Raw genomic sequence first — 23,729 nt, 5'->3', positions numbered from 1 at the left:
CTCAAGCTCCAGGCCGAAGGTGTTGCTCTCCTCGACGGTGACAACACCTTCCTTACCGACCTTGTCCAGCGCCTCGGCGATCAGACCACCGATCGCCGAGTCACCGGCCGAGATCGAGGCGGTGGAGGCGATCTGCTCCTTGGTCTCGACCTCCTTGGCCTGCTTCGACAGCTCCTCGGAGACCCGNTCGACCGCGACCTCGATGCCCTTCTTCAGGCCCAGNGGGTTCGCGCCGGCGGCCACGTTGCGCAGACCCTCCCGCACCAGCGCCTGAGCCAGGATCGTCGCGGTCGTGGTGCCGTCACCCGCGACGTCGTTGGNCTTCTTCGCGACTTCCTTGACGAGCTCCGCACCGATCCGTTCGTAGGAGTTCTCCAGCTCGATCTCTCTGGCGATGCTCACCCCGTCGTTGGTGATCGTGGGGAGACCGAACTTGCTCGCCAGAACGACGTTGCGACCCTTCGGACCGAGCGTGACCTTGACCGCATCGGCCAGCTGGTTCATGCCGCGCTCCAGGNCGCGCCGAGCCTCCTCATCGAAGGCGATCATCTTTGCCATGCGTGATGGGTCCTCTCAGGGGGGCAAGCCTGCGCGGAGAGGTACCAGTCATCGATGGGGTGCCCGGCACCGCGGATGGTGCTCCCGTTTCTGCAGGCACCCGTCGCACCGAGGATTGGCACTCGACCTCGCTGAGTGCCAGCCACTGTATAGCGCGCAGAACCCCCGAAAACGAGGTCACCACCACGTCGGAGCCGGGTCCGCCGTCATCTCACCCCGAAGTGGGGCCTTCNTGCGGAGGCCGATCCGCGGCTGCGGGAAGCCTGCCTGGCCTGACCTGCCTGGCCTGACCGGCCTGGATCAGTCGCGCTGGTGGACGACCAGCACGGCGCCGGGGGCATGGGCGACGACGGAGCTGGCCACGCTGCCGAGCAGGTGGCCGGCCAGCCGGGAGTGCCGATGGGCGCCGACAACGATGAGCTCCGCCTGGCGCTCGGTGGCGGTGGCGACGATGCCCTTCCAGGTCGGTGCCGCCTGGACGGTGGCGCTCTGGGCGCGGAATCCGGCGGCGTCCGCGAGGTGGGCACCGTGCGCGGCGATGTCGGCCGCGGCCTTCTCGACCTCGGCGGCACTGTTCGCGTCGAAATGCTGCGAGCCGACCGGGGTGAATCCGACATCGGCCGGCTGCCAGGCGCACAGGATGAGCGCCTCGCGTCCGGGCGGAAGCTGCGTTGCGGCGTACTGGATGGCGTGGCCGGCGACGTCACTGCCGTCATACGCGAACAGCACCAGGCCGGTGTGGCCAGCTCGGGCATCGGGCTGCACGGCGTCAGTGTGGGGTGAGGTCATGTCAGTCGACGCTTTCCGGGACGGGGAGGGCGAGGTCCAGATCATCCAGGTGGGTTCGGCGGACTCTGGCCAGCAGCGGGGGAGAGTACCAGGCCGGACGCAGCGCACCCAGGAACGTGTCGACGTCGGGGGCCTGCGGGCGGGCACCGCTCAGGGCGTAGATCGCGACGCCGATGGCGCCGCCGACGAGGGCCAGGCCAAGGCCGATCCACAGGGCGATGTTCGTTCCCTCGTTGAGATCGCCGGTCACCGTGGCCGCGAAATGAGCGAAGATCGGTGCGATCATGAAGGCGGCGACCGCACGTAGCAGTTCGACCAGGGCGAACACGCGCTGAAGGTTGGCGGACGGCAGGGAGAAACCGGCCACGAACAACGCCGGAGCGACCGTGGCGCCGAGGGCGAGCCCGGTCAGTGCCGAGCCGACCAGCGCCAGCNGCTGGCTCGCCGGCATCGCGAACCAGAAGACCAGGATTCCGGCGGCAAGCAGGACCATGCCCACGAGCGGCATGTAGTGCACGGAACGCCGGGTGATGACGAAGCCGAACGCGATCGCGGCGATCACCGCGCCGCCGAGTTCGGGCAGGTAGAGCAGCCCGACGCGCACCGGGCCGTATTTCTCCGCGAGCACCGCGGCGGTCAGTCCCGTCGCGGACACCGACGCCGCCGCAGCGAACAGCGCGATCACCACGCCCGCGACCGGGATCGAGCTGGTGAGCATCTCCCGGACCATCAGCAGCGGCTGCGCGGCCCGGTACTGGTAGACGACGAGAATGACGATCAGTGCCAGCCCGCCGAGCAGCGGCGCGATCACCTCGACGTCCAGGAAGCTGTGGCTGGTCAGTTCGGACGCGCCCAGGAAGGCCGCCAGGCTGCCGACCGCGGACAGCGCGATCGCCGGCAGGTCGCGCGGGGCGTCGGGGTTCGCCGGCGGTGCGTCCTCGAAGGTGAGCACGACCAGCAGCAGCGCCAGCACCGAGACCCCGGTGACGACCCAGAACAGCGGTCGCCAGGCGTTGGCGTCAGCCTGCAGACCACCGATGAACGGCCCGAGCGCGACCGCGCCGAAGATACCCATATTCATGATCATGACGGTGGTNCGCAGCTTCTCGCGCGGGTAGCCGATCGCCAGCGCAGGGGCCGCAGCGATCAGCAGCATGCTGGTGGCCAGGCCCTGCAACAGGTGGCCGACGATGAACATGGCGGCGTCCTGCGCCGCCGCCGTCAGCACTGATCCGACGACGAGCACGACCGCGTAGACGAGCAGCATCCGCCGTTGCGGCAGGTGCAGACCCAGCTGGACGGCGAGCACCGTCCCCAGCGCGTAGGCCGCGTTGCCCAGGCCCGAGCTGATGCTCATCGTCTGCGCGCTCATGTGCAGTTGCTTGGCGACGATCGGCGCCAACGGCTCCAGCGCGGCCGACAGAGCCAGGTAGGGAATAAGTGCGAATATCACCATGGCTGCGGAAGCAGCGTATCTGCCAGCAAGAGGACCTTGACGCATCAATACCTTCTGATTTTAGGCGTGCGGGATCCAGGGGAAAGATCGGGATGCGAAAACGGGGACTTTCCCCCTAATACCCTTACTCGTCCTCGGCCGGACGAACAGAGGGGCGGGCGGACTGTGAGAATCGTTACCATCGGCTAAAGGCTGGCTTTGTCAGGAATACCCGACGCGCCTCCGGCATTCGCCTCTCGCCGCCGGCCCGGGCCTCGGCTTCGGTCCTCGCTCTGGTCGGTCCGGGCCTCGGTCCATGGCCCGGCTCTGGTCTCAGCTCAGGATCGGGCTGCGACCTCGGCCTTCGCTCGGCCGTGTCGTCGCTTGGCGGGACGGGGGTCGTCCGGCTGGGCGGTTGGTGGGCGGGGTGGGTGCCGTGTGCATCCGCCAGCGCGGTGACGGCGGACCGAGTGGTCCCGGCCAGCCGGGCCGTTGTCGCCCGGAGCGGAGTCCACGCACGTGGCGCACGGATGGTGGTTATTTAGTGACTTACTGAGACGGTGGTCCGTGGTGTGGAGCGACCACCGCGTCGTCGGGCAGGTCGTAGTTTGCCCAGTGCAGTGCGGCCATCGGTACAACCAGTCCCGCGAACACCGGCAGTCCCGCGAACACCGGCCGACATCAGCGGACCGCGGTTGACCTGGCCGCACGATCGGTGCCGCCTGCGCCGGTCGTGGGTCTATCNCCAAACCCCCGNCCCGCCGGGTAGGGGCGCCGGGCATTGCTGGGATGCTGAACGCCGAGGCTGATGTTCTGCATTGTGGGGTCTCGACCATTGTCTTTGCGTCCGCGGGCGGCGCCTCCGTAGCCCCGCGCTCGGGGCATCAGGTCGGTTTCGACGCGATGCCCTCGTAGGCGAAGCCGAGTTGGGCCGTCCCGCGCATCGGATAGGTGCTGGCCGACTGCAGGGCCAGTCCGGACTTCTCGACCAGGTCGTCGATCTGGCGGTTGAGGCGGCAGCCTCCGGCGATCCTGCTCCAGATGGGTGTGAGCCGGTCCTGCCAGTGGGCGACGGTGGGCCGGGGCGAGCGGCCGTGCTCGGTGAAGTGCAGGGTGCCGCCGGGCCGCAGCACGCGATGGATCTCGCGTAGTGCCCGTTCGGTGTCGGGGATGGTGCACAGTGTCCAGGTGGTCAGGACGTGGTCGACCGACGCGTCCGGAAGGTGCAGCGCCTGACCATCGTCGCCGACGAACTCGACCGTGACGGGTGCGGCGGCGATGCGGGGTGCGGCGAGTGTGCGTCCGGCGGCGGCGGGCTCGACCGCGAGCAGGCGGGTGACTGTCGCCGGAAGGTGCGCGATGTTGCGTCCCGACCCGAAGCCGATCTCCAGGATCTCGCCGGACAGCCCGGCCGTGACGCGCGCCCTGGCCTTCTCCACCGGCCGGCCGAGGACGAGATCGACGATGCGGGGCAGCACCTGGTCGTCATAGAAGCCCATCACGACTCCTTATCGGGGGCCTGGGCGGCCGTTGCGCCGAGCAGTGCCGGTAGGAGGGATCATGCCGGACCTCGCAGCTCCCGCCGGGTCGATCGTAAGAAGCCGGGTTTCGACCCGTGAGCTGGCCTTGTGTGGTCAAGGTGATCTTCTGGGGAAGTAGTCGGGCGGCGATGCGGTACTCGTCACCGAATACTTACTGCGGATTACTGGCTTCCTCTGGTGATTCGTTTCGTCTCGCCTCGGTGAGGCCCAGGCGACGGCGCACCACGCGGCGGCCCAGGTCCAGTACCGAGGGATCGTCGTACATCACGAAGCTCGCGTCGGTGGCCAGGAGCGTGCCGTTGAGCTCCAGGGCGAGCCCCNCCGGGTCCTCGTCGAGCGGCAGTTGCCGAAGTCCGATCGCCGTTCGCACGAAGTCGCGGATGAGCTGGACGAATCCGGAGTGGAACTCGGCGACCTTCTCCTGTACCGGTCCGCGGTGCGTCCCCATCTCCAGCGCGGCGCCCGCGAAGAAGCACCCGCCGGGGAAGACCCGCCGTTCGAGATGATCGAAGAAGGCGTCGCAGAACGCGAGCAGCTGCGGCACCCCCGGGTCGGCCACCACCGCCGGCGCGATGACCTCCGACTGGAAGACGGCGCCGGCCGCGTCGACGGTGGCGAGCTGCAGGTCCTGCTTGGAGTCGAAGTGGGCGTAGACGCCGCCCTTGCTCATGCCCAGGTCCTTGGCGAGGTTGCCGATGCTCAGGCCCTCGAGGCCGTCGACGGTCGACAGCCGCATCGCCGCGTCGAGGATCGCGGCGCGGGTGCGCTCCCCGTCGGCTCGCCGCTGGCGTGTGTGCGCTGCCCTCTCCGCCATGACCCACATCCTAGTTGACGTGCAAGACGATCGTTCGTACTCTAATCTAGTAAACACGAACGTTCGTTCTGACTCTTCCTGAAGGAGGGTTCGCCGATGGCGAGCAAGGCGGTTATCAGCCTGACCACGGGTCTCGAGGACCTGGAGAAGGTCACCGTCGCGTTTCTCGTGGCGGTCGGCGCCGCGGAGACCGGCAAGGAGACGCTCATGTTCCTGACCCAGGAGGCGGTCCGGCTCGCCCTGCCCGGCGACGCGAAGGGTGAGGGGTGTGCTGGCTGCCCACCGCTGGAGTCGCTTGTCGAGCGCTACCGGATCGCCGGTGGCCGCTACTTCGTGTGCCCGATCTGCGTCGACGCCCGCAAGATCGACGCCAGCGTGCTGATCGAGGGCGCGGAGCTGAACGGCACGGTCCCGATGTGGAACTGGATCGGCGACGACGGCGCGACGACCTTCAGCTACTGAGCCGTCGGCCGCGACGGCCACCTCATCGCCCTGTGGGTAGTCGGCGGCGGAGACTGGCGCGGCCTGGCCTGCGTCAGTGACCGAGGAGGCGGCGCAGGACCTGGTCGGCGCGTTGCCAGGCTTCGGGCGGGACGGCGCCGAGCCGGTGCGACAGGCCTGAGGTCGGCATCCAGGCCACGAGCTCGGGCAGCACCGTGCCCGAGACGGGAACCGTGATCCCGACGTCGGCGGCGTGGTTGTCGAACGGCAGCGGCTCACCCGGCACGACGGGGCAGACCACGACTCGGCCGGTGTTGGCGTTGTTGTACAGGTCGGCGGACACGATCAGCGCGTGCGCGGGAGCGTCGGCCCGCGCCCACACCTCACCNTGCCGCACGGCGCCGCAGTTCCTCGAGTCGGGCGAACTCGCCGTTCAGGTACTCGGCGGTGACCCCTAGGGCGGCGTTGCGTTCCTGCCGACGCGTCCGGAAGGTGCAGTGCCTGGCCGTCGTCGCCGACGAACTCGACCGTGACGGGTGCGGCGGCGATGCGGGGTGCGGCGAGTGTGCGTCCGACGGCGGCGGGCTCGACCGCGAGCAGGCGGGTGACTGTCGCTGGAAGGTGCGCGATGTTGCGTCCCGACCCGAAGCCGATCTCCAGGATCTCGCCGGACAGCCCGGCCGTGACGCGCGCCCTGGCCTGCGCCACCGGCCGGCCGAGGACGAGATCGACGATGCGGGGCAGCACCTGGTCGTCATAGAAGCCCATCACGACTCCTTATCGGGGGCCTGGGCGGCCGTTGCGCCGAGCAGCTCCCAGACGAGCAGCGTGACCGTGGCGCTCTGCCAGCGTTCCGGCGACCAGCCGAGGGTACCCGTGGCGACGATGTAGTTCTCGGCGCTGGTGATCAGGAAGGCCAGATCGGCGGCGTCCTCGACGGTGAGCCCCGGGCGGAGGGCCGCGCGGTCGGCGAGCAGGTCGGCGAGAGCGCGGAACGCGACGCGGCGCTGGCCCTCGTTCACGCCCCACTGCGCCGCGAGGTCCGGATCGGTGCCGACGGTGCCGCGAACTACGGCGAGCAGCGGCGCCACCCGCCCCATGATCTCGCGGCTGCCGTTCGTCCAGAGCTCGATCACACNGACTGGGTCGGGCTCGGCGGTCAGCTCCTCGAGCCACGGCCGGTCAAGTAGCGCGACCGGCTCGTCGTCGCCGACGGCGGCCACGTCGAGCGCTTCCTTGAGCAGCGTCGCCTTGTTCCCGAAGTGGAAGTAGACGGTCTGCACGGCGACGCCCGCGCGCGCCGCGACCTGGTCGAGCGTCGTCGCGCCGTAGCCCTGGTCGAGGAACAGGTCCGCCGCCGCGGCGATGATCCGTCGCCTGGTCAGCCTGGTCTTCTCGGCCCGACTCGGCCTGTTCTTGACCCGACTCGGCCTGTCCTTGACGGGATCACTCACTCGCTAGAGACTACTCCAGTAACTCGCTAGAGTCGGCTCTAGCTAAAGGAGGGATCATGCCCGACCTCGCACCGATCCACCACGTGAAGATCCCGATCAGCGACGTCCGCGCCAGCAGCGAGTGGTACCTACGGGTGCTCGGGCTGGAGGTGGCGATCGAGTTCACCGAGGACGGTGAGCTCCGTGGCGTCGCCCTCAAGGCCCCGGACGGCACGACCCAGATCGCGCTTCGGCACGACCCCAAGCGCGCCGCCGCCCTCGCCACCGTCCTTCCCACCCCGACCCCCACCTTCTGACCGGTCCGACCGCGCGGTGCGCGGTCCCTCGACGAGCACTCGGTGACCGCGCCTGCGCCCGCACCGCCCGCACTGCTCACTCCGTATGCAGTCCCCGCCGGCGCNCAACCGATCATGGTGCGGCTGTGCGCCCCGGATCGCTCGACCAGACCGGCTTCACGGGATTCGAACGGTTCGGGCTGGAGCATTCCGCCGTGCTACCCGGCCGAACGCCGTAGGGACCAGGATTTTCCCGCTTGGACGCCGGGTATTACCCGGCCTTTCGGGTGATCTGGCTCGCCTGCTATCATTCTTCCCGCAACGGACTCTGTGCCGGGTCCGCTGGGAGCCGGGGGAAAGCGTGAGAAGCGCGAGAACACGCCGGCATGGCCGAATGCGCCGGTACGCCCTCGTCGCTGCCGTGGCGGCGGGGCTCAGCTGTCTGTCCACGACGGCTGCCACGGCCGCGCCCACGGCGCTGGCCGGCAGCGAGACGCTGTGGCCGAGGCAGAGCATTCATTCGCCGGACGGCGTCTGGGAACTCACGATGCAGGACGACGGAAATGCCGTCCTGTTTGGCCGCGGGCACGTCGCCAGATGGTCGACCGAAACCGATGGAAATACCGGCTCCACGCTGGAGATGCAGCCGGACGGCAATCTCGTCGTCTACGCGCCGGGCCACCGGNCCATCTGGAGTACGGGTACGGACGACCACCGCGGCGGGCAGCTGGAGCTTCAGAACGACGGCAATCTCGTCCTGTACGCGCCTGGCCATGTCGCCGTCTGGGCGACCGACACGCACGCTCCTACGACCTATGTCGCCCTCGGCGACTCCTATTCCTCTGGCGAGGGCAACCCACCGTTCGACGACGGCACCGCGACCACGAAGGATGACTGCCACCGCAGCCCGCAGGCGTGGCCCCGTCTGCTCGGCGTCGACGGCTCCGGCAGCATCGCCGGGAATGGTCATCTCGCCTGCTCGGGGGCCGAGATCGACGATGTCCTGTTCCGCGGCCAGCACCCGGGCGGACTCGACTCCACCTCCCAGGTGTCCCGGCTCGAGAAGATCAACCGGGATAAGCCGGTGGGCGTGGTGACCGTGACCATCGGTGGAAACGACCTCGGATTCAGCTCCACGCTGGAGACCTGCTTCGTGTGGCAGTGCGTACAGCAGCCGGAGAAGGAGGAGCGCAAGATCGACGACGTGGCCGCCCGTGTTCAGCAGGAGGTGATTCCCGCCATCCATAAGGCCGCGCCGCAGGCCCGCGTCGTCGTGGTCGGCTATCCGCGGCTCTTTCCGCGGCTCATCGCGGACACGACGCGCTGCGGGTGGCTGACGCCCACCGAGCTGACCCATCTGAACCAGGTGCAGGACTACCTCGACGGCCGCCTTCGGGTCGCCGCGACCACCGGCGAAGCCACCTACGTCTCCGTGGCGGACGCGCTGAACGGCCACGAGCTGTGCAGCCGCGATCCGTGGATCTACGACCTCGGCCGCAACGGCGGCAACCTGCGCGGCCACCCTCTCGCGGACGGCCAGCGCGCGATAGCCGCCGTCGTGGGTGCCAGCGCCGGCGCGCCGCTCCGCCCGCCCCCGGTGGTCCCGACCTTCTAAATCGTTCGTGCCAACCCTGATCGAATCATGGTTCGAGTGAGTTCCGTGGACCAGATCGTGTCGGCGCGACGTCGCCGGCGGCCGGGACGTCCGCACCGGACTGGCGTCCGTCGACCCCTCGACATCCGAGACGGGTAGCCCGAGAGCCGTGCCAGTGGCTGGCCCGGGAAGGCCGGCGAAGATCAGCCTGGAGACGGTCGGCAGGGCCCCTTCAAGATCCCTAACGTGATGGTTGTCCGATGACGACGCCCTGGGCCCGCTCCACGGTTCGGCGTCGACGGCGAGCCCCGCCAGCCGAGGCGATCCGGACGGCCCGTCGCTCATGTCGTCCGGATAGGGATGACGACATTCGTGGGAAAGCAGCATGACAACCCCGCTGCCAGGTGTCGTTTCCCTATCTTCCGACCGCGTACGATCGGCGGGCATGGTCCGTCCGGGAGGGGCGATGGTGCGCGGCATCCACCGTCGCGGGCGTTCCACGTGACGGCCTGGTCTCGGGGGAATGGTGACGGACAGGTTGACTGAACAGGAGGTGCGGGAGCTCGCGCGTGCTTTCCACCTTCCGGAAAACGCCAGGTCCCTGCTCGAGCAGGCCGGGTTGGAGCGGTCGCAGCAACCGGTGTGGACCTCGCAGCGTCCGCTGGACTATTGGCGTGAGATCAACGTGCGCCTTGGCTGCGGGGCAGTCGTTGACGGACGGCGCCAGATCCTCCTCGCCGCCAGCCGGGTCTACCCCGCCAACAAGGTCTTCGCCGCCATAGCTGCCAAGGCCCGCGATGCCGAAGCCGGCGCCGACGGTGAACCGGCAGCCGACGCCGCNGCCACGCGGCCGGCGTCCGGTCATGCGGACGATCCTCCCGACGGCGCGCAGACAGCCGCCCCGGCGAATGTCGACGGGGTCTCCGGGCCGGTGCCGTTCCCCGGCCGGCTGTTCTCCCCGGAGGCGGTGCGAGCCGGCTCGACGAGCGCGTCGCACGGCCGCGGCCGGCCGACGCGGCGTGGCGTTCTTCTGATGGCGGGGCCCGTGGTGGCCCTGGGGGCGACCGTTGGCGCTGTGGCCCTGACCAGACAGGGTGGCTCCGGGCAGGCCGCCGACCTTCCCGACGTGCAGAACGCGGCAGTTTGGGCGGCGCCGGTGCGTGGTGCTCGCCCGCTCGGCCCGACGCTTCACGGGCATTCGGAGTCGGTGTTCTCGGTCGCGTTCTCTCCGGACGGCACGACGCTGGTCAGCGGCAGCGACGATCACAGCGTGCGGCTGTGGGACGTGCGCCACCCGGAGACCGCTCATGCGCTCGGTCGACCCCTGACCACGCACAGCGCGGCGGTGACCTCGGTTGCTTTCACTCCGGGCCGGCCGATCATGGCCAGCGGGGGAGCGGATGGAGCCGTCGAGCTGTGGAGCCTNGCCGACCCGAGCACTCCTCGGCCACTCTGGGATCCGCGCCAGCCACTGGCCGACCCGGACAATCCGCTGTTCGCGGTGGCGTTCTCGCCGAACGGGACCATCCTGGCGACCGCAGGGCAGGACCATTCGGTGCGACTGTGGGACGTCACCCGTCCTGCGCAACCCCGCCCGCTCGGCCAGCCGCTGCCCGGACACGACGACACCGTGCGGGCGCTGGCGTTCTCCCGTGACGGAAAGATCCTTGCCAGCGCCGGCGCCGACCGCACAGTGCGGCTCTGGGATCTTGACGACCGGAAGAACCCGCGGGGGTTCGACACGGCGCACATCACGCACGACGACGCAATCTGGACGGTGGCGTTCGACCCGCGGGGACGTTTTCTGGCCAGCGCCAGCGGTGACGCGACCATCCGCCTGCACGCCCTGGAATAGCCGCCGCACGCCTGGGTGGCGAACTGTCATGACCCGTCACTCGGTCTGTGTGTGGGTGCGTAGCGCATCGCGGCTGGGCGCCCGACCCATCATGAGTTCAGCCCAGCCAGCGGCCGAAGGGCTGCATCGTGTGGTGGGCGGCCATGGCGGAGCCGGCGGGGCCCATCAGGGCCTTGTAGCGCTGCCAGCGCCGGTGGAACAGGACGACGAGTTCGGCGTCGTGGCGTCCCTCGTCGGCGAGGACGAAGTTCTCCAGCGCCGTCTCGCACTCGTCCCAGTTCTTCGGCGCGTGGCCGGTGAGCCGGGCGAGGTCCTCCCGGTCGGCTTCGGTGACGGCCGCGCCGATCTGGTCGGCGCGTTCGAGGTGGCGGGCCAGGCGGAAGGCGATGCGGATCTGGTAGGTGACGTACGGATCCTCGACGGAGATCGAGCGCAGCGAGCGGGACAGGTGCTGGTGCGGGGTGGAGACGGGCGAGGACACCGGCTCGGGGATCTCGACGGGTTCGAGGTCGATGCCCAGGTATTCGGCCAGGGTCTCGACGGCGTGCAGGTTCGTCTCGCTGACCCACTGGGCGTAGGTCATGTAGTCGGTGTCCAGGGTCGGGCGGGCCAGCGGGTTGTGGAAGGACAGCTGGTTGGTGAGGGTGAAGAACAGGTGGTGCCACTGGATGGCGGCGAGGTCGACGGGCCGGCTGGTCAGCTCGGCGTACCGGTCGTACAGCGTGGTGAACTCGCCGTAGGGGATGACGGTGTCGCGCATCCGCCAGGCGGCGAGGTCCATCATCGGGTCGCCGATGTGGCCGATTTCGACGTCGACGAGGGCCACGAGGTGGCCGTCGGCGTGGTGGAACTGCCCGGAGTCCCAGACGATGGGGGCCTCGCGGTCGGAGGCAGGCAGCGGGTGGCGGCGCAGCCAGCCGAGGACGAACTCCATCAGCGGGTCGGGGCGCACCTTGCTCGATCGGTAGTGCTGCTCGAACCGGCGTACTCCGATCATCGCGGAGTCGTTCGGCGACGTTCCGGAGATGACCCCGGCGGCCTTGAACGGCTCGACCGGGAGCTGGTGCATCCGCGCCAGGGCCTGCAGGTACTCGTCGACCACCACGCGGCGCTGCTCGGTGGTCGTGTCGGCGAAGTCGGGTCGGCCGGGGACGGCGGCCATCGCGTACGACCGCGGTTCGTCGCACCAGCCGTGCACGTGCGGGACCGGGATACCGTGCTCGTCGAGAAGTCGCTGGAACAGCATCTCGTGTTCGAGAGGGAAGATCAGAGACGTGTCGGACCGTTCGCCACGCACGACGACGCGTTCGGTGGCGCCGCCGCGGTCGATGTCGACGAACCACATGGGCCGCCATCTCGGCTGCCGCTCCCACGACACGACCTGGNCGCCGAGCAGGGACTCCAGCCAGGCGATGACGCGGCCGTCGTCCTTTAACTCCGTGTCGCGGGCATCCGATGCAGCCATGATCGTCCNTCCGGTGTCCAGCAGTCCTCGGCGCGGCTCCCCTCACCCTCGCACGGGCAGTCGCGTCGGTCTCCTGACATGCGCGCCCGGCACGCGCCGGCGGCTCGCCGACGACAGTAGCCTAACGATTGTTAGGCTGCTAGCCGGAGCGGAAAGGTGCCTCCTGCCGGCCACGTACCCCGGGCGGGCCCGGAGGTGAGCCAGGTAGCGGGCCGGGTGAACAAGCGCGACGTGGTGCTGCGGGAGAGCGCCCGCCTGTTCGCCGAGCGAGGCATCGAGGCCACGACGATGCGCGTCATCGCCGATGCCTGTGGCATACAGGCCGCCAGTCTCTACCATCACTTCGCGTCGAAGGACGAACTCGTCGCCGCCATTCTGACCCGCAGCGACGCGCACATCACCGGCCTCTACGACGCCATCCTCGACGCCCCGCTGGAGCCTGCCGACCGGCTTGAGGCGATGATCCGGGCGACGCTCGACAACTTCGTCCACCACCGGGACGCCGCGCGGATCTACTACCGCGACCGGGCGTATGTCGCCCAGTCGCCGCTGCTCACCCGGGTCCGCGACAACGCGGTCGCCCATGACGAGCTCTGGGATCGGTCCATTGAGGCGGCCCTCGCCGCCGGGCGCGTCTCCCCGCGGTTCGCGGCCATCGACCTGCGGAGACTTCTGCAGGAGCTGATGTGGTCGACCGCCCGGCTGCGCGGAGACGCCGTGAGCGCCGACGACATCGTGCACGTCCTGCTCCACGGGATCCTCGCCCCGGAGCCCGGCCTATGACGGTTGGTGGTGCGGGGCGGTCAATCCTTGCCTTCGAACGGCGTTACTCGGCTCGACTCACAGACGCGGAGTTCGACCGACTCGCCAGGCAGGTGGGAAAGGCCGCCGCGGGCCGGGAGCCCGCAGCGTGCGAGCTTCTGGGGAAATGGCTCGCCGATGAACAGTCGGACACCCGCAGGGTCGTCATTCTCGACGCGATGGCCGCATCGTCGTGCCTGCAGGCGCCGAGTGACCTGTTGGTCGAACTCGTGAAGGTGCGCCATGCCGACCTCGCCTCGGCCGCCGCACGGCTCCTGGTCCTCTCGGGCGCGGAGGGCGAGGCAGCTCTGCTGCGTGCGCTCCCGNCCATAGGATCCTATGCAAGGTACCGCTGTCTTTCTACTTTGCTCTACGGCCGGGAACAGNTGGGCGAGGAGGCGGTGCGGGCAGTCGCCGACCTGACGGAGTACGGGGATCGTGATCTGAGAACGGCCGGATTGACTGTACTCGCGTTGCGGGGGGACGGTTCCTGCACCGATCGGCTGATGGGGAGTCTGCGGCGGCGAGATCCGGCCACCCGCGAAGCGGCGCTGAAGGCCCTTGCGGTGGTCGGCGACAGCCGTGCCGTCGACGCCGTGCTCGCGCGGCTCGAGAAAGATGTGGTACGTGGCTCCGATCCGCACTCGCCCATGATCGATCTGGAGTTGACCTACCTCGCGCGGCACGCGGAGCTCCACCCGGAGGCATTCGAACGCGCCTGCGCCGCAGTCGCGAAGAACTGGCGACGGCGCGACAGTGCCGAGCTCGAGTGGATCCGATCCTTCCTGCACCAGACCACGCCCGAGGGTCTGCGATCTGTCGGTATTCCTGCCGACGCCGAGCTCCAGCGGATGCGCGGCCACGTGGTGGACGGAATGCGAGTGAGGGAATTTCCTGGGACAATCGAGGAGATTGATAGCTGACGTCATCGTGGGCACCGTACCCGTGGGTTGTACGGCCGCCCAGCGGCCGGCCGCGCAACGGTCCGAGGGGTGAACCTCGCGTAGTTGCCCGACCGTACTGCCCGGCTGGATGCTGCTTACACTGATATTTTGTGATGACGAGGTTTCGCGGCCGAACCACAACAGTTATGATCACTGCCTGTGCGCTGCTGGGCGTGTTCTCGGCGGCTGGTNGCTCGGGGCTCTTNGCTTCATCACCGGAGGTCGGGTGTACGGACAGGAGCGCGCGGCTCGCCGGAAGGCTGGACGACCTCGCCGTGCTCGAGCTGCGTCCGGCTGCCGCGAGTCTGCGAGAGCAGGGCTCCGGCTGCGATGCGAGTTCCGGCAGCTCACACGCGGAGCGTGTCTACCGCTTCCCCGGCACGGCCGACGAGGTGACGAACTTCTACCACGACGCTCTGCGCGCGGCCGGCTGGAAACAGTGGGTCGCCGACGGTTCCCCGAACGACCCTCATCAACTCGCCATGGCCGGCCTGTGCTTCTCCAGGCCCATCGAAGGCACCGCCACGCTTCTGCACGTGTCGTTTCGGAGTGAATCCGGCGAGGCCGACAGGTCCGACCCGGGTATCCGCGGCCTCGCCTTGACCGCGACGGCAAACAGCGACCACGACATGCGATGCTAGTTCTTCGGCAATGGGCATCTCGCGATTCCGTCCGTCTGCGCCCAACCCGAGCGCGAAGGGTTGGGCGCCATGACGACCGGCTGGTTGTCAGCCGACGTGGGTGGGCGGTAGGCCGCGGGAGGCGACCTCGGCGCGGACGGCCGGGATGATCTCGTGGGCCACGACCTCCTGTTCGGCGACGGTCGGGATGGCCAGCAGCAGGGCGGTGAAGCCGACCGCCACGATCTGCAGGAGCTGGTCGATCACCTCCTGGACGCCGCCGGTCACCGCGCCCGAGCCCGGCTGCGGCGGCGGCCCGACGCGCACGATCACATTGCAGGCGCAGGTGATCGCGGCGGGATCGCGGCCTGCGTCGCGGGCGGCCGCCAGCACGGACTCGCGCATTCGGCGGGCGCCCTCGAGGCCGATCCGGCCCACGGACGGCAGCCAGCCGTCGGCGAGCTCACCGGTCAGCGCGAGCGCCCGCGGCCCGTACGATCCGAGCCAGATCGGGATCGGATGGTCGGGTCGAGGCTCGATGNGGGCGCCGTCGACGGAGAACTCGCGGCCGTGCACGGTGGTCGACTCGCTCGACCAGAGCCCGCGGATGATCCCGATGGCCTCGCGCTGGCCGGTGATCTTCTGTCCGGGGGTCCGTTCGGTCAGTCCGAAGGCACGGAACTCCTCGTCATATCCGCCCCCGCCCAGGCCGAGGACGAACCGGCCGCCGGAGAGCCGGTCCAGCGTCTCGGCTGTCTTCGCGACCACCGCCGGCGGCCGGTAGGGCAGCGCGAGGACGTTCGTGGCCAGCTCGATGCGGCGGGTCTGGCCGGCCAGCCAGCTCAGGGCGGCCAGCGGCTCGACGGTCCGGCTGTGACCGTGCAGGTGGTCGCTCAGGCTGAACAGGTCGTAGCCGAGCTCGTCGGCGCTCTGGGCGAGGTCCAGGGTCTGCGACGCGGACAGCCCGCTCACCGCACCGCCGGCGCCGAACACCAGTCGGGACCCGTCCAGGCCGCTCACTGTCCATTCCCCCAGACGGGGTGGTGTCGAGCTCGCATCGCGATCATTTTTGTTTGTAGCACGTATAGTATGTATCACTAATCAATAAGGTCGGCAATGCAAACTGCCGGCGGTACAGTGTCTGCACGGCGACGCGAGGGGAGATCCGCGGTGGGCGCGACGTTCACGACACCGGTGGCCCTGGTGCGGCTGTCCTACCTGGTCAACTCGATCTACGCCGACGTCTGCGCCGGTCACGGGTTGTCCGTGCCGCAGGCCCAACTGATGTGTGTGCTCAAGGACCAGTCCCGCGGCATGGGCGAGATCAGTGTGATGCTGCGGCTGGACAAGTCCAGCGTCACCGGCCTGGTCGAGCGGGTGGAGCGCCGCGGCTACCTGCGTCGCGCCATGTCGGCGACCGACCGGCGCGCCATCACCGTCTCCCTCACCCCGGACGGCAAGCGGCTCACCGACGCCTTCTACGACGAGGTCAGCCAGCGGCTGGCCGACCTCGTCGTCGAGGTCCCGGCGGCCGACCGAGCCCACCTCACCCGCATCGCCACCGGCATCGTGCTCGATGAGGCCGTCCCCGACGTCTTCGGCGCCCTCGTCTCGTAGCGCCGCGGCGCAGCCGGCCGGCTGGCGACGGAACTGCTGACCCCTACCAGGCGGGAATTCGACGGCATCGCGTTGCGCCGTCAATTCCTGTTGCCCTGTCGATTCCTGAGGGTGGCCGGCTCGAGGGACGGGGGCGCCGGGAACCGGGGACGAACCTCTCCTATTGTCGGCATGGGCACCCGTGGCCGTTGGCGCCGATCGGGGCGGATCAGCGCAGTGGAGGGCAGTGGAGGGCAGTGGTGAACACGGAGATCGGCACGGATCCGCACGGGTCCGAGGGCTCGGAGGAGACGCCGTGGTGGCGGTCCATGGCCGACGACCCGAAGCCGGTGGACCTGCGGGTGGACCTGCCTCACCCGGCTCGGATGTACGACTACTACCTGGGCGGGAAGGACAACTTCCCCGCCGATCGGGAGGCCGCCGAGCAGGCCCGGGCTGTCGCGCNGAACGCGAGCATCGCCGCCCGTGCCAACCGGGCGTTCATGGCCCGGGCGGTGCGCCACCTGGCCGGCGAGGCCGGCATCGACCAGTTCCTCGACATCGGCACGGGGATCCCGACCAGCCCGAACCTGCACGAGATCGCCCAACAGGCCGTCGAGGGCGCGCGGGTCGTCTATGTGGACAACGATCCGATCGTGCTCACCCACGCCCGCGCGCTGCTCACCGGCACCCCGGCGGGGCGGACCGCCTACCTCGACGCCGACGTGCGGGACGTCAGGCGGATCCTGACCGCCCCGGAGGTCACGGACACCCTCGACCTGTCCCGGCCGGTGGCGCTGTCGCTGCTCGCGGTGGGCCACTTCCTGCCCGACTCCGACGACCCGGGCGGCATCGTCCGCCGGTTCGTCGACGCCCTGCCGGCCGGCAGCTACCTCGTCCTGTCCCATCTCACTCCCGACCACGACCCGACGATCGAGGCCGGCGCCAAGGCCTACCGCGCGCGTGGCATCCCGTTGCGGCCCCGGACCCGGGCCGAGGTCGAGGCGCTGTTCGCCGGGCTGGAACTGCTCGACCCGGGGCTGGTCTCCGTGCACCGCTGGCGGCCCGACGCCGCCGTGCCGGCCGACCTGACCGACGCGCAGGTCAGCGCCTACGGGGCCATCGGCCGTAAGCACTAGCCCGCCTGCCGCCGGCAGCCCCGCCGCCCACGCCCGGCCCGGCTCGGGGCGCGGGGGTCAGCAGGGGCGCAGCGTGGTGAGGCCGGAGCCGCGGGGGAGGGGACGACCCGAGGGGGCGGTCGCGGTGACAGGAAGGCGGCCGCGCGGCGGGGCGGTGCCGGTGAGCACGGCGGCCAGGGCCGCGATGGAGGCCGGATCGGTGGAGTAGACGGCCAGCCACGCGGCGGCGGCGGTCGGCGGGTGGTAGGGCGTGGCGGTGGAGACGACGACCGTGCCGGGGTCGGTGCGGGCGGGCGGCCCGGCGCCTCCCGCGAGGACGATCGTCACCGGGGCGGATCCGCCGGCGCTGCCGGGCCCCGTGGCGGCGGATCCGCCGGTGGTGCCGGGGGGCGTCGCGGCGGTCCCGCCGGCGGCGCCGGGTGCCGGGGCGACGACTCCCCGGGCGGCCAGGGCCGCGCGCAGACGGGCGGCCGCGGTGGACGAGCCGGCGACCGTGACCGGGGCGCCCGCGCGCAGGGGGAGGATCCCGCAGTCCTGCGTCAGGAGGGTGACGGACCGGGACGCGACCCGGGCGGCCACGGCGGGTCCGTCGCCGGCCGGAGCCGGGGTGGCATGCGCGAGGCGCCACTTCAGACGTAGCACGCGCCGCGCCGAGTCGTCGATGCGGCTGGCCGGGATCCGGCCGCCGCGCAGCGCGGCGAGCAGGCCGTCGCGGGCCTCGACCAGCCGCGGTGGCATCAGCAGCAGGTCGTCGCCGGCGAGCACGGCGCGCACGGCGGCCTCGCCGGGCGAGTACCGCTTGGTGATCGCCGCCATGTTCAGCGCGTCGGTCACGACCACGCCGTCGAAGCCGAGCTCCCGGCGCAGCAGCGAGGTCACCACCGCCGGGGACAGCGACGCCGGGGACTCGCCGTCCAACGCGGTGGCGAGCAGATGCCCGACCATCACCATCGGCGCCCCGGCGGCGACGGCGGCCCGGAACGGCGCCAGGTCGACGGCGTCGAGCCGCTCGCGGGACGACGCGACCACCGGCAGGTCGAGGTGGCTGTCGACCGATGTCGAGCCATGCCCGGGGAAGTGCTTCGGGGCGGCGGCCACCCCCGCCGAGGCGAACCCGCTCACGGCCGCGGCGGTGAGGCGGGCGACCGCGGCCGGGTCGTCGCCGAACGACCGCTCGCCGATCACCGGGTTGGCCGGGTTGGTGTTGACGTCCGCGTCGGGGGCGAAGTCGACGTTGATCCCGAGCGCGCGCAGGTCCGTGCCGGTCACCCGGGCGGCGTCGCGGGCGTCCTCGACACGGCCGCTCGCGCCCTGCGCCATCGCGTCGGGCAGCAGGGTCACCCCGTCGCGGATCCGCATCACCGGTCCCTGCTCCTGGTCGGCGGCGACGAGCAGGGGGATGGCCGCGGCGCCCTGCAGCCCGGCGGTGAGGCCGAGGACCTGGCCGGGGGCGACGACGTTGTCAGGTAACGCGCCCGGCCCGGTGCCCCCGGCGTCGAACAGGACGACGCCGCCGAGGCCGAGATCGCGCACGGCGGCGGCGGCCGTGTCCGTGCCCGCGACCGTCCGGTTGCCGGCCAGCGCGCTCGGCGCGCGGTCATCCGCCGACGTCCCGAACACGTAGCCCATGAGCAACTGGCCGATCCGCTGTTCGGGCGTCATCCGCGCGAGCGTCGACTCCACCCACGCCGTCTCCGCATCGTCGACCGTCGGCCCCGGGGAGGGGCTCGCCGTTGCGGAGGGCGCGGGGGACGAGGTCGGCTGCGCGGCCCCGACGGCCGCGGCGAGTGCGTCCCGGGTCGGGGGCGTGGCGCCGCGGGCGCCGTCTCCGCCGGCCCGCTCCGGACTCCGCCCGAGGCAGCCGGCGACCAGCAGGAGGCAGGCCAGCAGCGCGATGACGGCCCGCGGCGGCCGGCGCTGCCGTCCGCTCACCACAGATCGGGTCACCACAGATCCGCTCAGCACAGAGCGGGCCTCGCGTCCGGCGGAGCACCGGGGCTCATCCCATCGATGAGTGATCGACCGCCTTCCTGATCATTTGGGTGAACGAGGACGGCCGTGGGCCCGCCCTGCGCGGGCCGACCCGACGTGGTGGCTCAGGTACTGGGGTACTCGGGCTGGCTCAGGTACTCGGGCTGGCTCAGGTACTCGGGCTGGCTCAGGTACTCGGGCGCAGGCCGCCGTCGACCTCGATGACGGTGCCGTTGACGAACGACGAACCCGGCGCGGCGAGGTCGCGCACCACGGTGGCTATCTCGGCGGGCGCCCCGCCGCGGCCCACCGAGATGCCCGCGACGATCCGTTCGTGCCACTCGGCCGGGATCGCCCCGGAGTACAGCTCGGTGTCCGGCACATAACCGGGGGCGACCGCGTTGACCGTCACCCCGTCGGGGCCGTAGTCGTTGGCGAGGCCGACGACGATCCGGTTGAGCGCCGCCTTGGTGGCGGCGTAGCCAGGGTCGCCGCCGGCGCTGCGCGCCGACCTGGAGCTGATCATGATGATGCGCCCGCCCGGCCGCCGGATCGCGGGGCCGAGCGCCTGCGTGACCAGCAGGGCGCTGACGACGTTCTGCAGGTAGAGGGTCGTGTGCCTTGCCGCGAGGTCGCGCAGCGAGGTCACCGGCGCGGGGTGGGTGCCGCCCGCGTTGTTGACCAGCACATCCAGGGTGCCGAACTCGCCGGTCACGAACCCGGCGAGGCGTTCGACCTGGTCGGGATCGGTGACGTCGGCGGCGAAGGGCAGGACGGGCGGCCCGCCGACCTCGGCGTTGATGTCCTTGGCCGCGGATTCCAACCGATCGGGGCGGCGCCCGACGATGACGACCCGGTCGCCGCGTTCGGCCAGCGCCCGCGCGATCGCCCGGCCGATCCCCGTCCCGCCGCCGGTCACCACGGCCGTCCCCGTCTGCTCGCTCCCCGTCTGCTCGCTCGCTGCCCGCTCGCTCATCGCAACGCCTCCTCGCGCCGGTTTGATGTCGCAATGCATCGGCTTGTACCCAGACGTCTCCAGTCTGGTCGATGCCCCGACGCGGGGCGCCCGTCACCCCCCGGCGGCCGCCGGGGTAGCGGTGCGGGTGGGGGACCGAGGTGATCCGGTAGCGCGGGCGGCGGCGATGATCTTGGCGGTGCGTGGAGGTGGCTGACGCCGCCCGCGTCGGGTGCCGTCAGGCCGAGGCGGGACGGTCCGTGTCGCCGGGGACGCGTTCGTGGAACTGCGGGGCGCGCTTCTCCCGACGGGCGGCGACGCCCTCGTCGAAGTCGAACGCGCGCAGGCCGGCGCGCATCACCGGCACGGTCGCCGCGTAGTGCGCCGCCAGGGGCGAGACGGCGGCGTCGTCGATCATGCTGCGGATCATCGCCAGCGAGTCCGGTGAACAGTTCAGGGCCAGGTCGCGGGCGTAGTCCAGGGCGGCTGGCAGCACCTCGGCGGCGGGCAGGACCCGCTGGGCGAGGCCCAGCTCGCCCGCCTCGGCGCCGAGGAAGACGCGGCCGGACAGCAGCAGGTCCGCGGCGGCGCCGGCACCGATCAACNGGGGCAGCAGCCAGGCCGACCCGTACTCCGAGTACAGGCCCAGCCGGGAGAACGGCAGCGACAGCTTCGCGTCCACGGCGACGAACCGGACGTCGGCCGCCAGGCTGACCGCGAACGCCAGCCCGGCCGCCGGACCGTTGATCGCCGCGATCACCGGAAGGCGCAGCGAGCGGATCATCGCGGGGCCGTTCTCCGGCGAGACGATCAACGAATCCCGACCCTCGACCGGCGTGTGTGCCAGCATGGCGAGGTCCGCGCCGGCGGAGAACGCCCGCCCCGCCCCGGTGATCACCACGGCCCGGACCCGGGGGTCGGCGTCGGCCCGCCGCAGCAGCGCGAACAGCCGGTCGCCCATCGCCACGGTCAGCGCGTTCAGCTTGTCCGGACGGTCGAAGGTGATCGTCGCGACCTGGTCGGTCACGTCGTACCGGACCGGGGCATCGTCATGCTCGAGGGTCGTCNGGGTGTCCACCGGCATCGTCCACCTGTCTCTGTCGCTTCTCTGTGACTCGGTCGCGTTGTCGCTCCGGTCACATCGGGCTGCCGTCCCTTCATACCGCCCGCGATGTTCGCGTGCGCGCTGTCCCGGGGTGCCCGCGAAGCGGTCGCGGTCGGCGTCCAGTGTGAGATGTAGCGCCTGCGGCGCCCGAACGGGGACGGATGAACGACCGCTGACCGCCATCTGGCCACCGGCATGACACCCTGTGGGGAACCGGCCGCCGATGCGGCCGGGCACACGCCGGGGGCCGGCGCCACGAGGCGACGGACGGACCGTCGCCGACGGGCGCGACGGGACCACGGCGGGATCGAGGAGGAGTGGCGACCTATCTGCTCGGCCTGGGAGCCGCCGTGTGCTTCGGGGTGGCCGCCGTCATCCAGCAGCGGGTGGCCTTCCGTGCGCCACCCGGTGACGTTCTGCGGCTGCGGCTGCTGCTGTGGCTGGTCCGCCGGCCGCTGTGGGACTTCGGCGTCGCCATCGGCGCCCTGGGTAGCCTGCTGGCCGGGGCCGCGCTGACCCACGGCGCCGTCGCGCTCGTCGAACCCCTGCAGATCTGCCAGCTCCTGTTCGCCCTGCCGCTCGCCGCGTTGCTCGCGCGCCGCGTGGTGCCGCGGCGGGACTGGTTGGCCGCCGCCGCGACCGCCGTCGGGCTCGCCCTGTTCGTGTTCGCCGGCAACCCGGACGCGGGCGATTCCGAGACCGCGACCTCCGGCGGCTGGGTCCTGACGGGAGTCCTCGTCGGGCTGATTGTGTTCGGCGCGGTCTGGGGGACGCGGGGGCTCGCGGCCGTGCGGCGCGCGCCGCTGCTGGCCGGCGCCGCGGGCCTGCTCTCCGCGCTGCAGGCTGCGCTCGTCAGTGCCGCCGGCCACCTGCTGACCGCCGACGGCGTCAACGCCCTGGCCCGGTCCTGGCTGCCCTGGGCGGTCGCGGCCGTGGCAGTGATCAGTGCGTTGCTCGCGCAGAGCGCCTACGAGATGGCCCCGCTGCCCGCGTCGCTGCCGGCGTCGGTCAGCGTCGAGCCGCTCGCCGGCGTCGCCATCGGTGTGGGGCTGCTCGGGGGCGGGCTGCGGCTGACCCCGCTTGCGATCGCCGGCGAGCTGCTCGGCCTGATCGTGATGACGGTCGGCGTCCGGGCGCTGGCGCGCTCGCCGTTGATCACCGGTCAGCTCTCGCGGCTCGCGGCGCGGCAGGCGCAGGGCCGGTTGTCCCGGCTGGAGGAGCAGGTGCACCACGACCTGGAGCGGCTGCGCCACGATCTGCGGCGCAGCCGGCAGGCTGGAACGAGCGGCCCGGCGGTACGACGCCTGCGCCGGCGACTACAGCGCGACCTGGACCGCATCGGCGAGGAGCTCGCGAGCCTCGCCGACGAACGGGACCGCTTCGAGGAACAGCTACGGCCGCGACGGCCGGCGCGGGCGGTCGCCGCGGTCCGGGCCGTGAGCCCCGAGTCCCACCGGCGGCGCCCGATGCCGCGCGCCGCCGGTGCCGCCGATGCCACCGATGCCGCCGGTGCCGCCGATCTGGCCGGCGCCGGCGTTGCCTGGGCCGGCGCCGGCGCCGTCCTGACGGATCTCGACGGCCGGACCGTGAGCGCCGATGCCCACTCGCCGATGCCGGGTGCCGCGGTTCCGACGGGCTGGGCGGACGCCGACGGGCCGGCCCGCGGCAGCGGACTTCCGACCGAAGCGACCGCGGCCGCCGCCGGGCCGGGCGCGCTCCCGTCCGGTTCGAGCGTGCCCGTTTCCGTGCCCGTTTCCGTGCCTATGCCCGTGCCGGGGCGGCCGCGGGACGCGCTCGGCGGCGATGCGGTGCCGCCGGAGGGCCTGATCGCGGCGCGGCGCGAGCTCGACGCGAGGGCTGAGGAACTGCGGCGGCAGGCCGACCGGCTGCGTCGCGCCACCCGCCGGATCCTCGCCGCCGACGCCGGTGGCCTGAGCCCCGGCCGGTCGCGTCATCGTCTGCAGGGAGCGCGTCGCTAGAGGGTGCTGGTGGCACGGTGGTGCAGGTGCACCACGCCGCTGGCGAACCGGCGCTCCCCGAGCAGCTCCAGCCGGACCCGGACGCCGTCCGGCAGCGCGCGCACGCCCCCGCCGACCACAACCGGCGTGAGGAACAGGTGAAAGTCGTCGACCAGGCCGGCCCGGATGGCGTGGCCGGCGAGGGTGGGCCCGCCGATGGAGACGTCGCCGTCGGCCGACGCGACCAGCCGGCGGACCACGTCCGGGTCGAACCGCCGCTCGATCCGGGTCCGCGACGTGGACGCGCCGTCGAGAGTCGTCGAGTACACCACCTTGTCGGCCGCCTGCCAGATCCGCGCGTAGTCCAGCATGACGGGACGCCGATCGCCGTCGGTGGGGCGGGTGTCGGTAGGGCGGGN

At 71.3% G+C, this 23,729-nt stretch carries 19 protein-coding genes and 13 pseudogenes; 13 read left to right on the top strand and 19 right to left on the bottom strand.

The window, feature by feature from the left end; translation table 11 throughout:
- From groEL to FF86_RS68335, 9 genes and pseudogenes are all read right to left on the bottom strand, one after another.
- Positions 1–186 (bottom strand): annotated as a pseudogene (gene groEL, locus FF86_RS57655) (chaperonin GroEL); the annotation flags it as partial.
- 37 nt (positions 187–223) lie between these two features.
- Positions 224–320: pseudogene (locus tag FF86_RS57645) on the bottom strand (hypothetical protein); the annotation flags it as partial.
- 1 nt (position 321) lies between these two features.
- A pseudogene (locus tag FF86_RS57640) lies at positions 322–517 on the bottom strand (TCP-1/cpn60 chaperonin family protein); the annotation flags it as partial.
- Between the two features lie 341 nt (positions 518–858).
- Positions 859–1,347, bottom strand: a complete 489-nt coding sequence (locus FF86_RS25510) for a universal stress protein (protein WP_044887621.1) — start codon at positions 1,345–1,347, stop codon at positions 859–861.
- Positions 1,348–1,782: 435 nt separating this feature from the next.
- Positions 1,783–2,443 (bottom strand): annotated as a pseudogene (locus tag FF86_RS57635) (MFS transporter); the annotation flags it as partial.
- 1 nt (position 2,444) lies between these two features.
- Positions 2,445–2,848 (bottom strand): annotated as a pseudogene (locus tag FF86_RS57630) (MFS transporter); the annotation flags it as partial.
- Positions 2,849–3,666: 818 nt separating this feature from the next.
- Positions 3,667–4,281, bottom strand: a complete 615-nt coding sequence (locus FF86_RS25500) for a class I SAM-dependent methyltransferase (RefSeq protein ID WP_044887623.1) — start codon at positions 4,279–4,281, stop codon at positions 3,667–3,669.
- Positions 4,282–4,474: 193 nt separating this feature from the next.
- A pseudogene (locus FF86_RS68340) lies at positions 4,475–4,643 on the bottom strand (hypothetical protein); the annotation flags it as partial.
- A gap of 1 nt (position 4,644) precedes the next feature.
- Positions 4,645–5,137: TetR/AcrR family transcriptional regulator (locus FF86_RS68335; RefSeq protein ID WP_396230083.1), on the bottom strand; the 493-nt coding region annotated here is incomplete at its 3' end.
- Between the two features lie 96 nt (positions 5,138–5,233).
- Here FF86_RS68335 and FF86_RS25490 point away from each other — a divergent pair.
- Complete coding sequence (locus FF86_RS25490; RefSeq protein WP_044887624.1) at positions 5,234–5,599, top strand: DsrE family protein; 366 nt, start codon at positions 5,234–5,236, stop codon at positions 5,597–5,599.
- Positions 5,600–6,055: 456 nt separating this feature from the next.
- On the opposite strand, the pseudogene FF86_RS57625 reads toward FF86_RS25490, so the two are convergent.
- Both FF86_RS57625 and FF86_RS57620 read right to left on the bottom strand, forming a co-directional pair.
- A pseudogene (locus FF86_RS57625) lies at positions 6,056–6,346 on the bottom strand (class I SAM-dependent methyltransferase); the annotation flags it as partial.
- Positions 6,347–6,717: 371 nt separating this feature from the next.
- Positions 6,718–7,032: TetR/AcrR family transcriptional regulator (locus tag FF86_RS57620; protein ID WP_242419577.1), on the bottom strand; the 315-nt coding region annotated here is incomplete at its 3' end.
- Positions 7,033–7,088: 56 nt separating this feature from the next.
- On the opposite strand from FF86_RS57620, the gene FF86_RS25470 reads away from it, so the two are divergent.
- The 5 genes and pseudogenes from FF86_RS25470 to FF86_RS36445 all read left to right on the top strand — a co-directional run.
- Positions 7,089–7,328, top strand: a complete 240-nt coding sequence (locus FF86_RS25470) for a VOC family protein (RefSeq protein ID WP_082122200.1) — start codon at positions 7,089–7,091, stop codon at positions 7,326–7,328.
- 667 nt (positions 7,329–7,995) lie between these two features.
- The gene (locus FF86_RS68330; protein WP_396230082.1) at positions 7,996–8,922 is read left to right on the top strand and encodes a GDSL-type esterase/lipase family protein; all 927 of its coding nucleotides are present in this window, start codon (positions 7,996–7,998) and stop codon (positions 8,920–8,922) included.
- A gap of 502 nt (positions 8,923–9,424) precedes the next feature.
- Positions 9,425–9,741: pseudogene (locus tag FF86_RS57615) on the top strand (effector-associated domain EAD1-containing protein); the annotation flags it as partial.
- Positions 9,742–9,934: 193 nt separating this feature from the next.
- Positions 9,935–10,326 (top strand): annotated as a pseudogene (locus tag FF86_RS57610) (WD40 repeat domain-containing protein); the annotation flags it as partial.
- A gap of 1 nt (position 10,327) precedes the next feature.
- On the top strand, positions 10,328–10,756 hold a 429-nt coding region (locus FF86_RS36445; protein WP_396230081.1), incomplete at its 5' end, for a WD40 repeat domain-containing protein.
- A 97-nt stretch (positions 10,757–10,853) separates the two neighbouring features.
- Here FF86_RS36445 and FF86_RS57605 read toward each other — a convergent pair.
- Complete coding sequence (locus tag FF86_RS57605; RefSeq protein ID WP_242419588.1) at positions 10,854–12,101, bottom strand: phosphotransferase; 1,248 nt, start codon at positions 12,099–12,101, stop codon at positions 10,854–10,856.
- A 315-nt stretch (positions 12,102–12,416) separates the two neighbouring features.
- Here FF86_RS57605 and FF86_RS25450 point away from each other — a divergent pair, with 315 nt between their 5' ends.
- The 3 genes from FF86_RS25450 (at position 12,417) to FF86_RS25440 (ending at position 14,607) form a co-directional block, all read left to right on the top strand.
- Complete coding sequence (locus FF86_RS25450; protein WP_161849188.1) at positions 12,417–13,004, top strand: TetR/AcrR family transcriptional regulator; 588 nt, start codon at positions 12,417–12,419, stop codon at positions 13,002–13,004.
- Positions 13,005–13,423: 419 nt separating this feature from the next.
- Positions 13,424–13,945, top strand: coding sequence for a HEAT repeat domain-containing protein (locus FF86_RS68325; RefSeq protein ID WP_396230085.1), 522 nt, complete (start codon positions 13,424–13,426; stop codon positions 13,943–13,945).
- A 296-nt stretch (positions 13,946–14,241) separates the two neighbouring features.
- Complete coding sequence (locus tag FF86_RS25440; RefSeq protein ID WP_128423385.1) at positions 14,242–14,607, top strand: hypothetical protein; 366 nt, start codon at positions 14,242–14,244, stop codon at positions 14,605–14,607.
- Between the two features lie 87 nt (positions 14,608–14,694).
- Here the strand turns inward: FF86_RS25440 and FF86_RS68320 are convergent.
- Together FF86_RS68320 and FF86_RS68315 are read right to left on the bottom strand one after the other, a co-directional pair.
- A pseudogene (locus FF86_RS68320) lies at positions 14,695–15,127 on the bottom strand (LLM class flavin-dependent oxidoreductase); the annotation flags it as partial.
- 1 nt (position 15,128) lies between these two features.
- Positions 15,129–15,558 (bottom strand): LLM class flavin-dependent oxidoreductase (locus FF86_RS68315; protein ID WP_396230084.1); only part of this gene is annotated, 430 nt, incomplete at its 3' end.
- Positions 15,559–15,756: 198 nt separating this feature from the next.
- Between FF86_RS68315 and FF86_RS25430 the strand changes: the two genes are divergently transcribed.
- The 3 genes and pseudogenes from FF86_RS25430 to FF86_RS25425 all read left to right on the top strand — a co-directional run.
- The gene (locus FF86_RS25430; RefSeq protein ID WP_052681408.1) at positions 15,757–16,203 is read left to right on the top strand and encodes a MarR family winged helix-turn-helix transcriptional regulator; all 447 of its coding nucleotides are present in this window, start codon (positions 15,757–15,759) and stop codon (positions 16,201–16,203) included.
- A gap of 251 nt (positions 16,204–16,454) precedes the next feature.
- Positions 16,455–16,647 (top strand): annotated as a pseudogene (locus FF86_RS57600) (SAM-dependent methyltransferase); the annotation flags it as partial.
- 1 nt (position 16,648) lies between these two features.
- Positions 16,649–17,321 (top strand): SAM-dependent methyltransferase (locus tag FF86_RS25425; RefSeq protein WP_242419575.1); only part of this gene is annotated, 673 nt, incomplete at its 5' end.
- 57 nt (positions 17,322–17,378) lie between these two features.
- On the opposite strand, the gene FF86_RS25420 is transcribed toward FF86_RS25425, so the two are convergent.
- From FF86_RS25420 to FF86_RS57590, 4 genes and pseudogenes are all read right to left on the bottom strand, one after another.
- A complete protein-coding gene (locus tag FF86_RS25420; protein WP_242419573.1) occupies positions 17,379–19,268 on the bottom strand; it encodes a glycoside hydrolase family 3 protein in 1,890 nt (629 codons plus the stop codon).
- A gap of 211 nt (positions 19,269–19,479) precedes the next feature.
- Positions 19,480–20,268 (bottom strand): SDR family NAD(P)-dependent oxidoreductase, encoded by a 789-nt coding sequence (locus FF86_RS25415; protein ID WP_044887631.1) that lies wholly within the window; start codon positions 20,266–20,268, stop codon positions 19,480–19,482.
- 217 nt (positions 20,269–20,485) lie between these two features.
- Positions 20,486–20,852: pseudogene (locus FF86_RS57595) on the bottom strand (enoyl-CoA hydratase-related protein); the annotation flags it as partial.
- Position 20,853: 1 nt separating this feature from the next.
- Positions 20,854–21,208, bottom strand: a 355-nt coding sequence (locus FF86_RS57590) for an enoyl-CoA hydratase/isomerase family protein (RefSeq protein WP_242419586.1), incomplete at its 3' end; no start/stop codon positions are given.
- A gap of 461 nt (positions 21,209–21,669) precedes the next feature.
- Here FF86_RS57590 and FF86_RS34370 point away from each other — a divergent pair.
- Complete coding sequence (locus FF86_RS34370) at positions 21,670–23,331, top strand: DMT family transporter (protein ID WP_157866987.1); 1,662 nt, start codon at positions 21,670–21,672, stop codon at positions 23,329–23,331.
- On the opposite strand, the pseudogene FF86_RS25400 reads toward FF86_RS34370, so the two are convergent.
- Positions 23,328–23,728 (bottom strand): annotated as a pseudogene (locus tag FF86_RS25400) (dihydrofolate reductase family protein); the annotation flags it as partial. The gene FF86_RS34370 and the pseudogene FF86_RS25400 overlap by 4 nt on opposite strands.
- Position 23,729: the final 1 nt, after the last annotated feature.

Source organism: Frankia sp. CpI1-P (assembly GCF_001421075.1).
GTDB classification, from domain to species: domain Bacteria; phylum Actinomycetota; class Actinomycetes; order Frankiales; family Frankiaceae; genus Frankia; species Frankia torreyi.
Note: the sequence above shows the minus strand (reverse complement) of the source record. Positions and strands in the feature narration are given on the sequence as shown.

Bases quoted from the DNA above. Each gene is read 5' to 3' on its own strand.
- FF86_RS25510 (WP_044887621.1), bottom strand. From the start codon at position 1,347: ATGACCTCACCCCACACTGACGCCGTGCAGCCCGATGCCCGAGCTGGC.
- FF86_RS25500 (WP_044887623.1), bottom strand. From the start codon at position 4,281: ATGGGCTTCTATGACGACCAGGTGCTGCCCCGCATCGTCGATCTCGTC.
- FF86_RS25490 (WP_044887624.1), top strand. From the start codon at position 5,234: ATGGCGAGCAAGGCGGTTATCAGCCTGACCACGGGTCTCGAGGACCTG.
- FF86_RS25470 (WP_082122200.1), top strand. From the start codon at position 7,089: ATGCCCGACCTCGCACCGATCCACCACGTGAAGATCCCGATCAGCGAC.
- FF86_RS57605 (WP_242419588.1), bottom strand. From the start codon at position 12,101: ATGTGGTTCGTCGACATCGACCGCGGCGGCGCCACCGAACGCGTCGTC.
- FF86_RS25415 (WP_044887631.1), bottom strand. From the start codon at position 20,268: ATGAGCGAGCGGGCAGCGAGCGAGCAGACGGGGAGCGAGCAGACGGGG.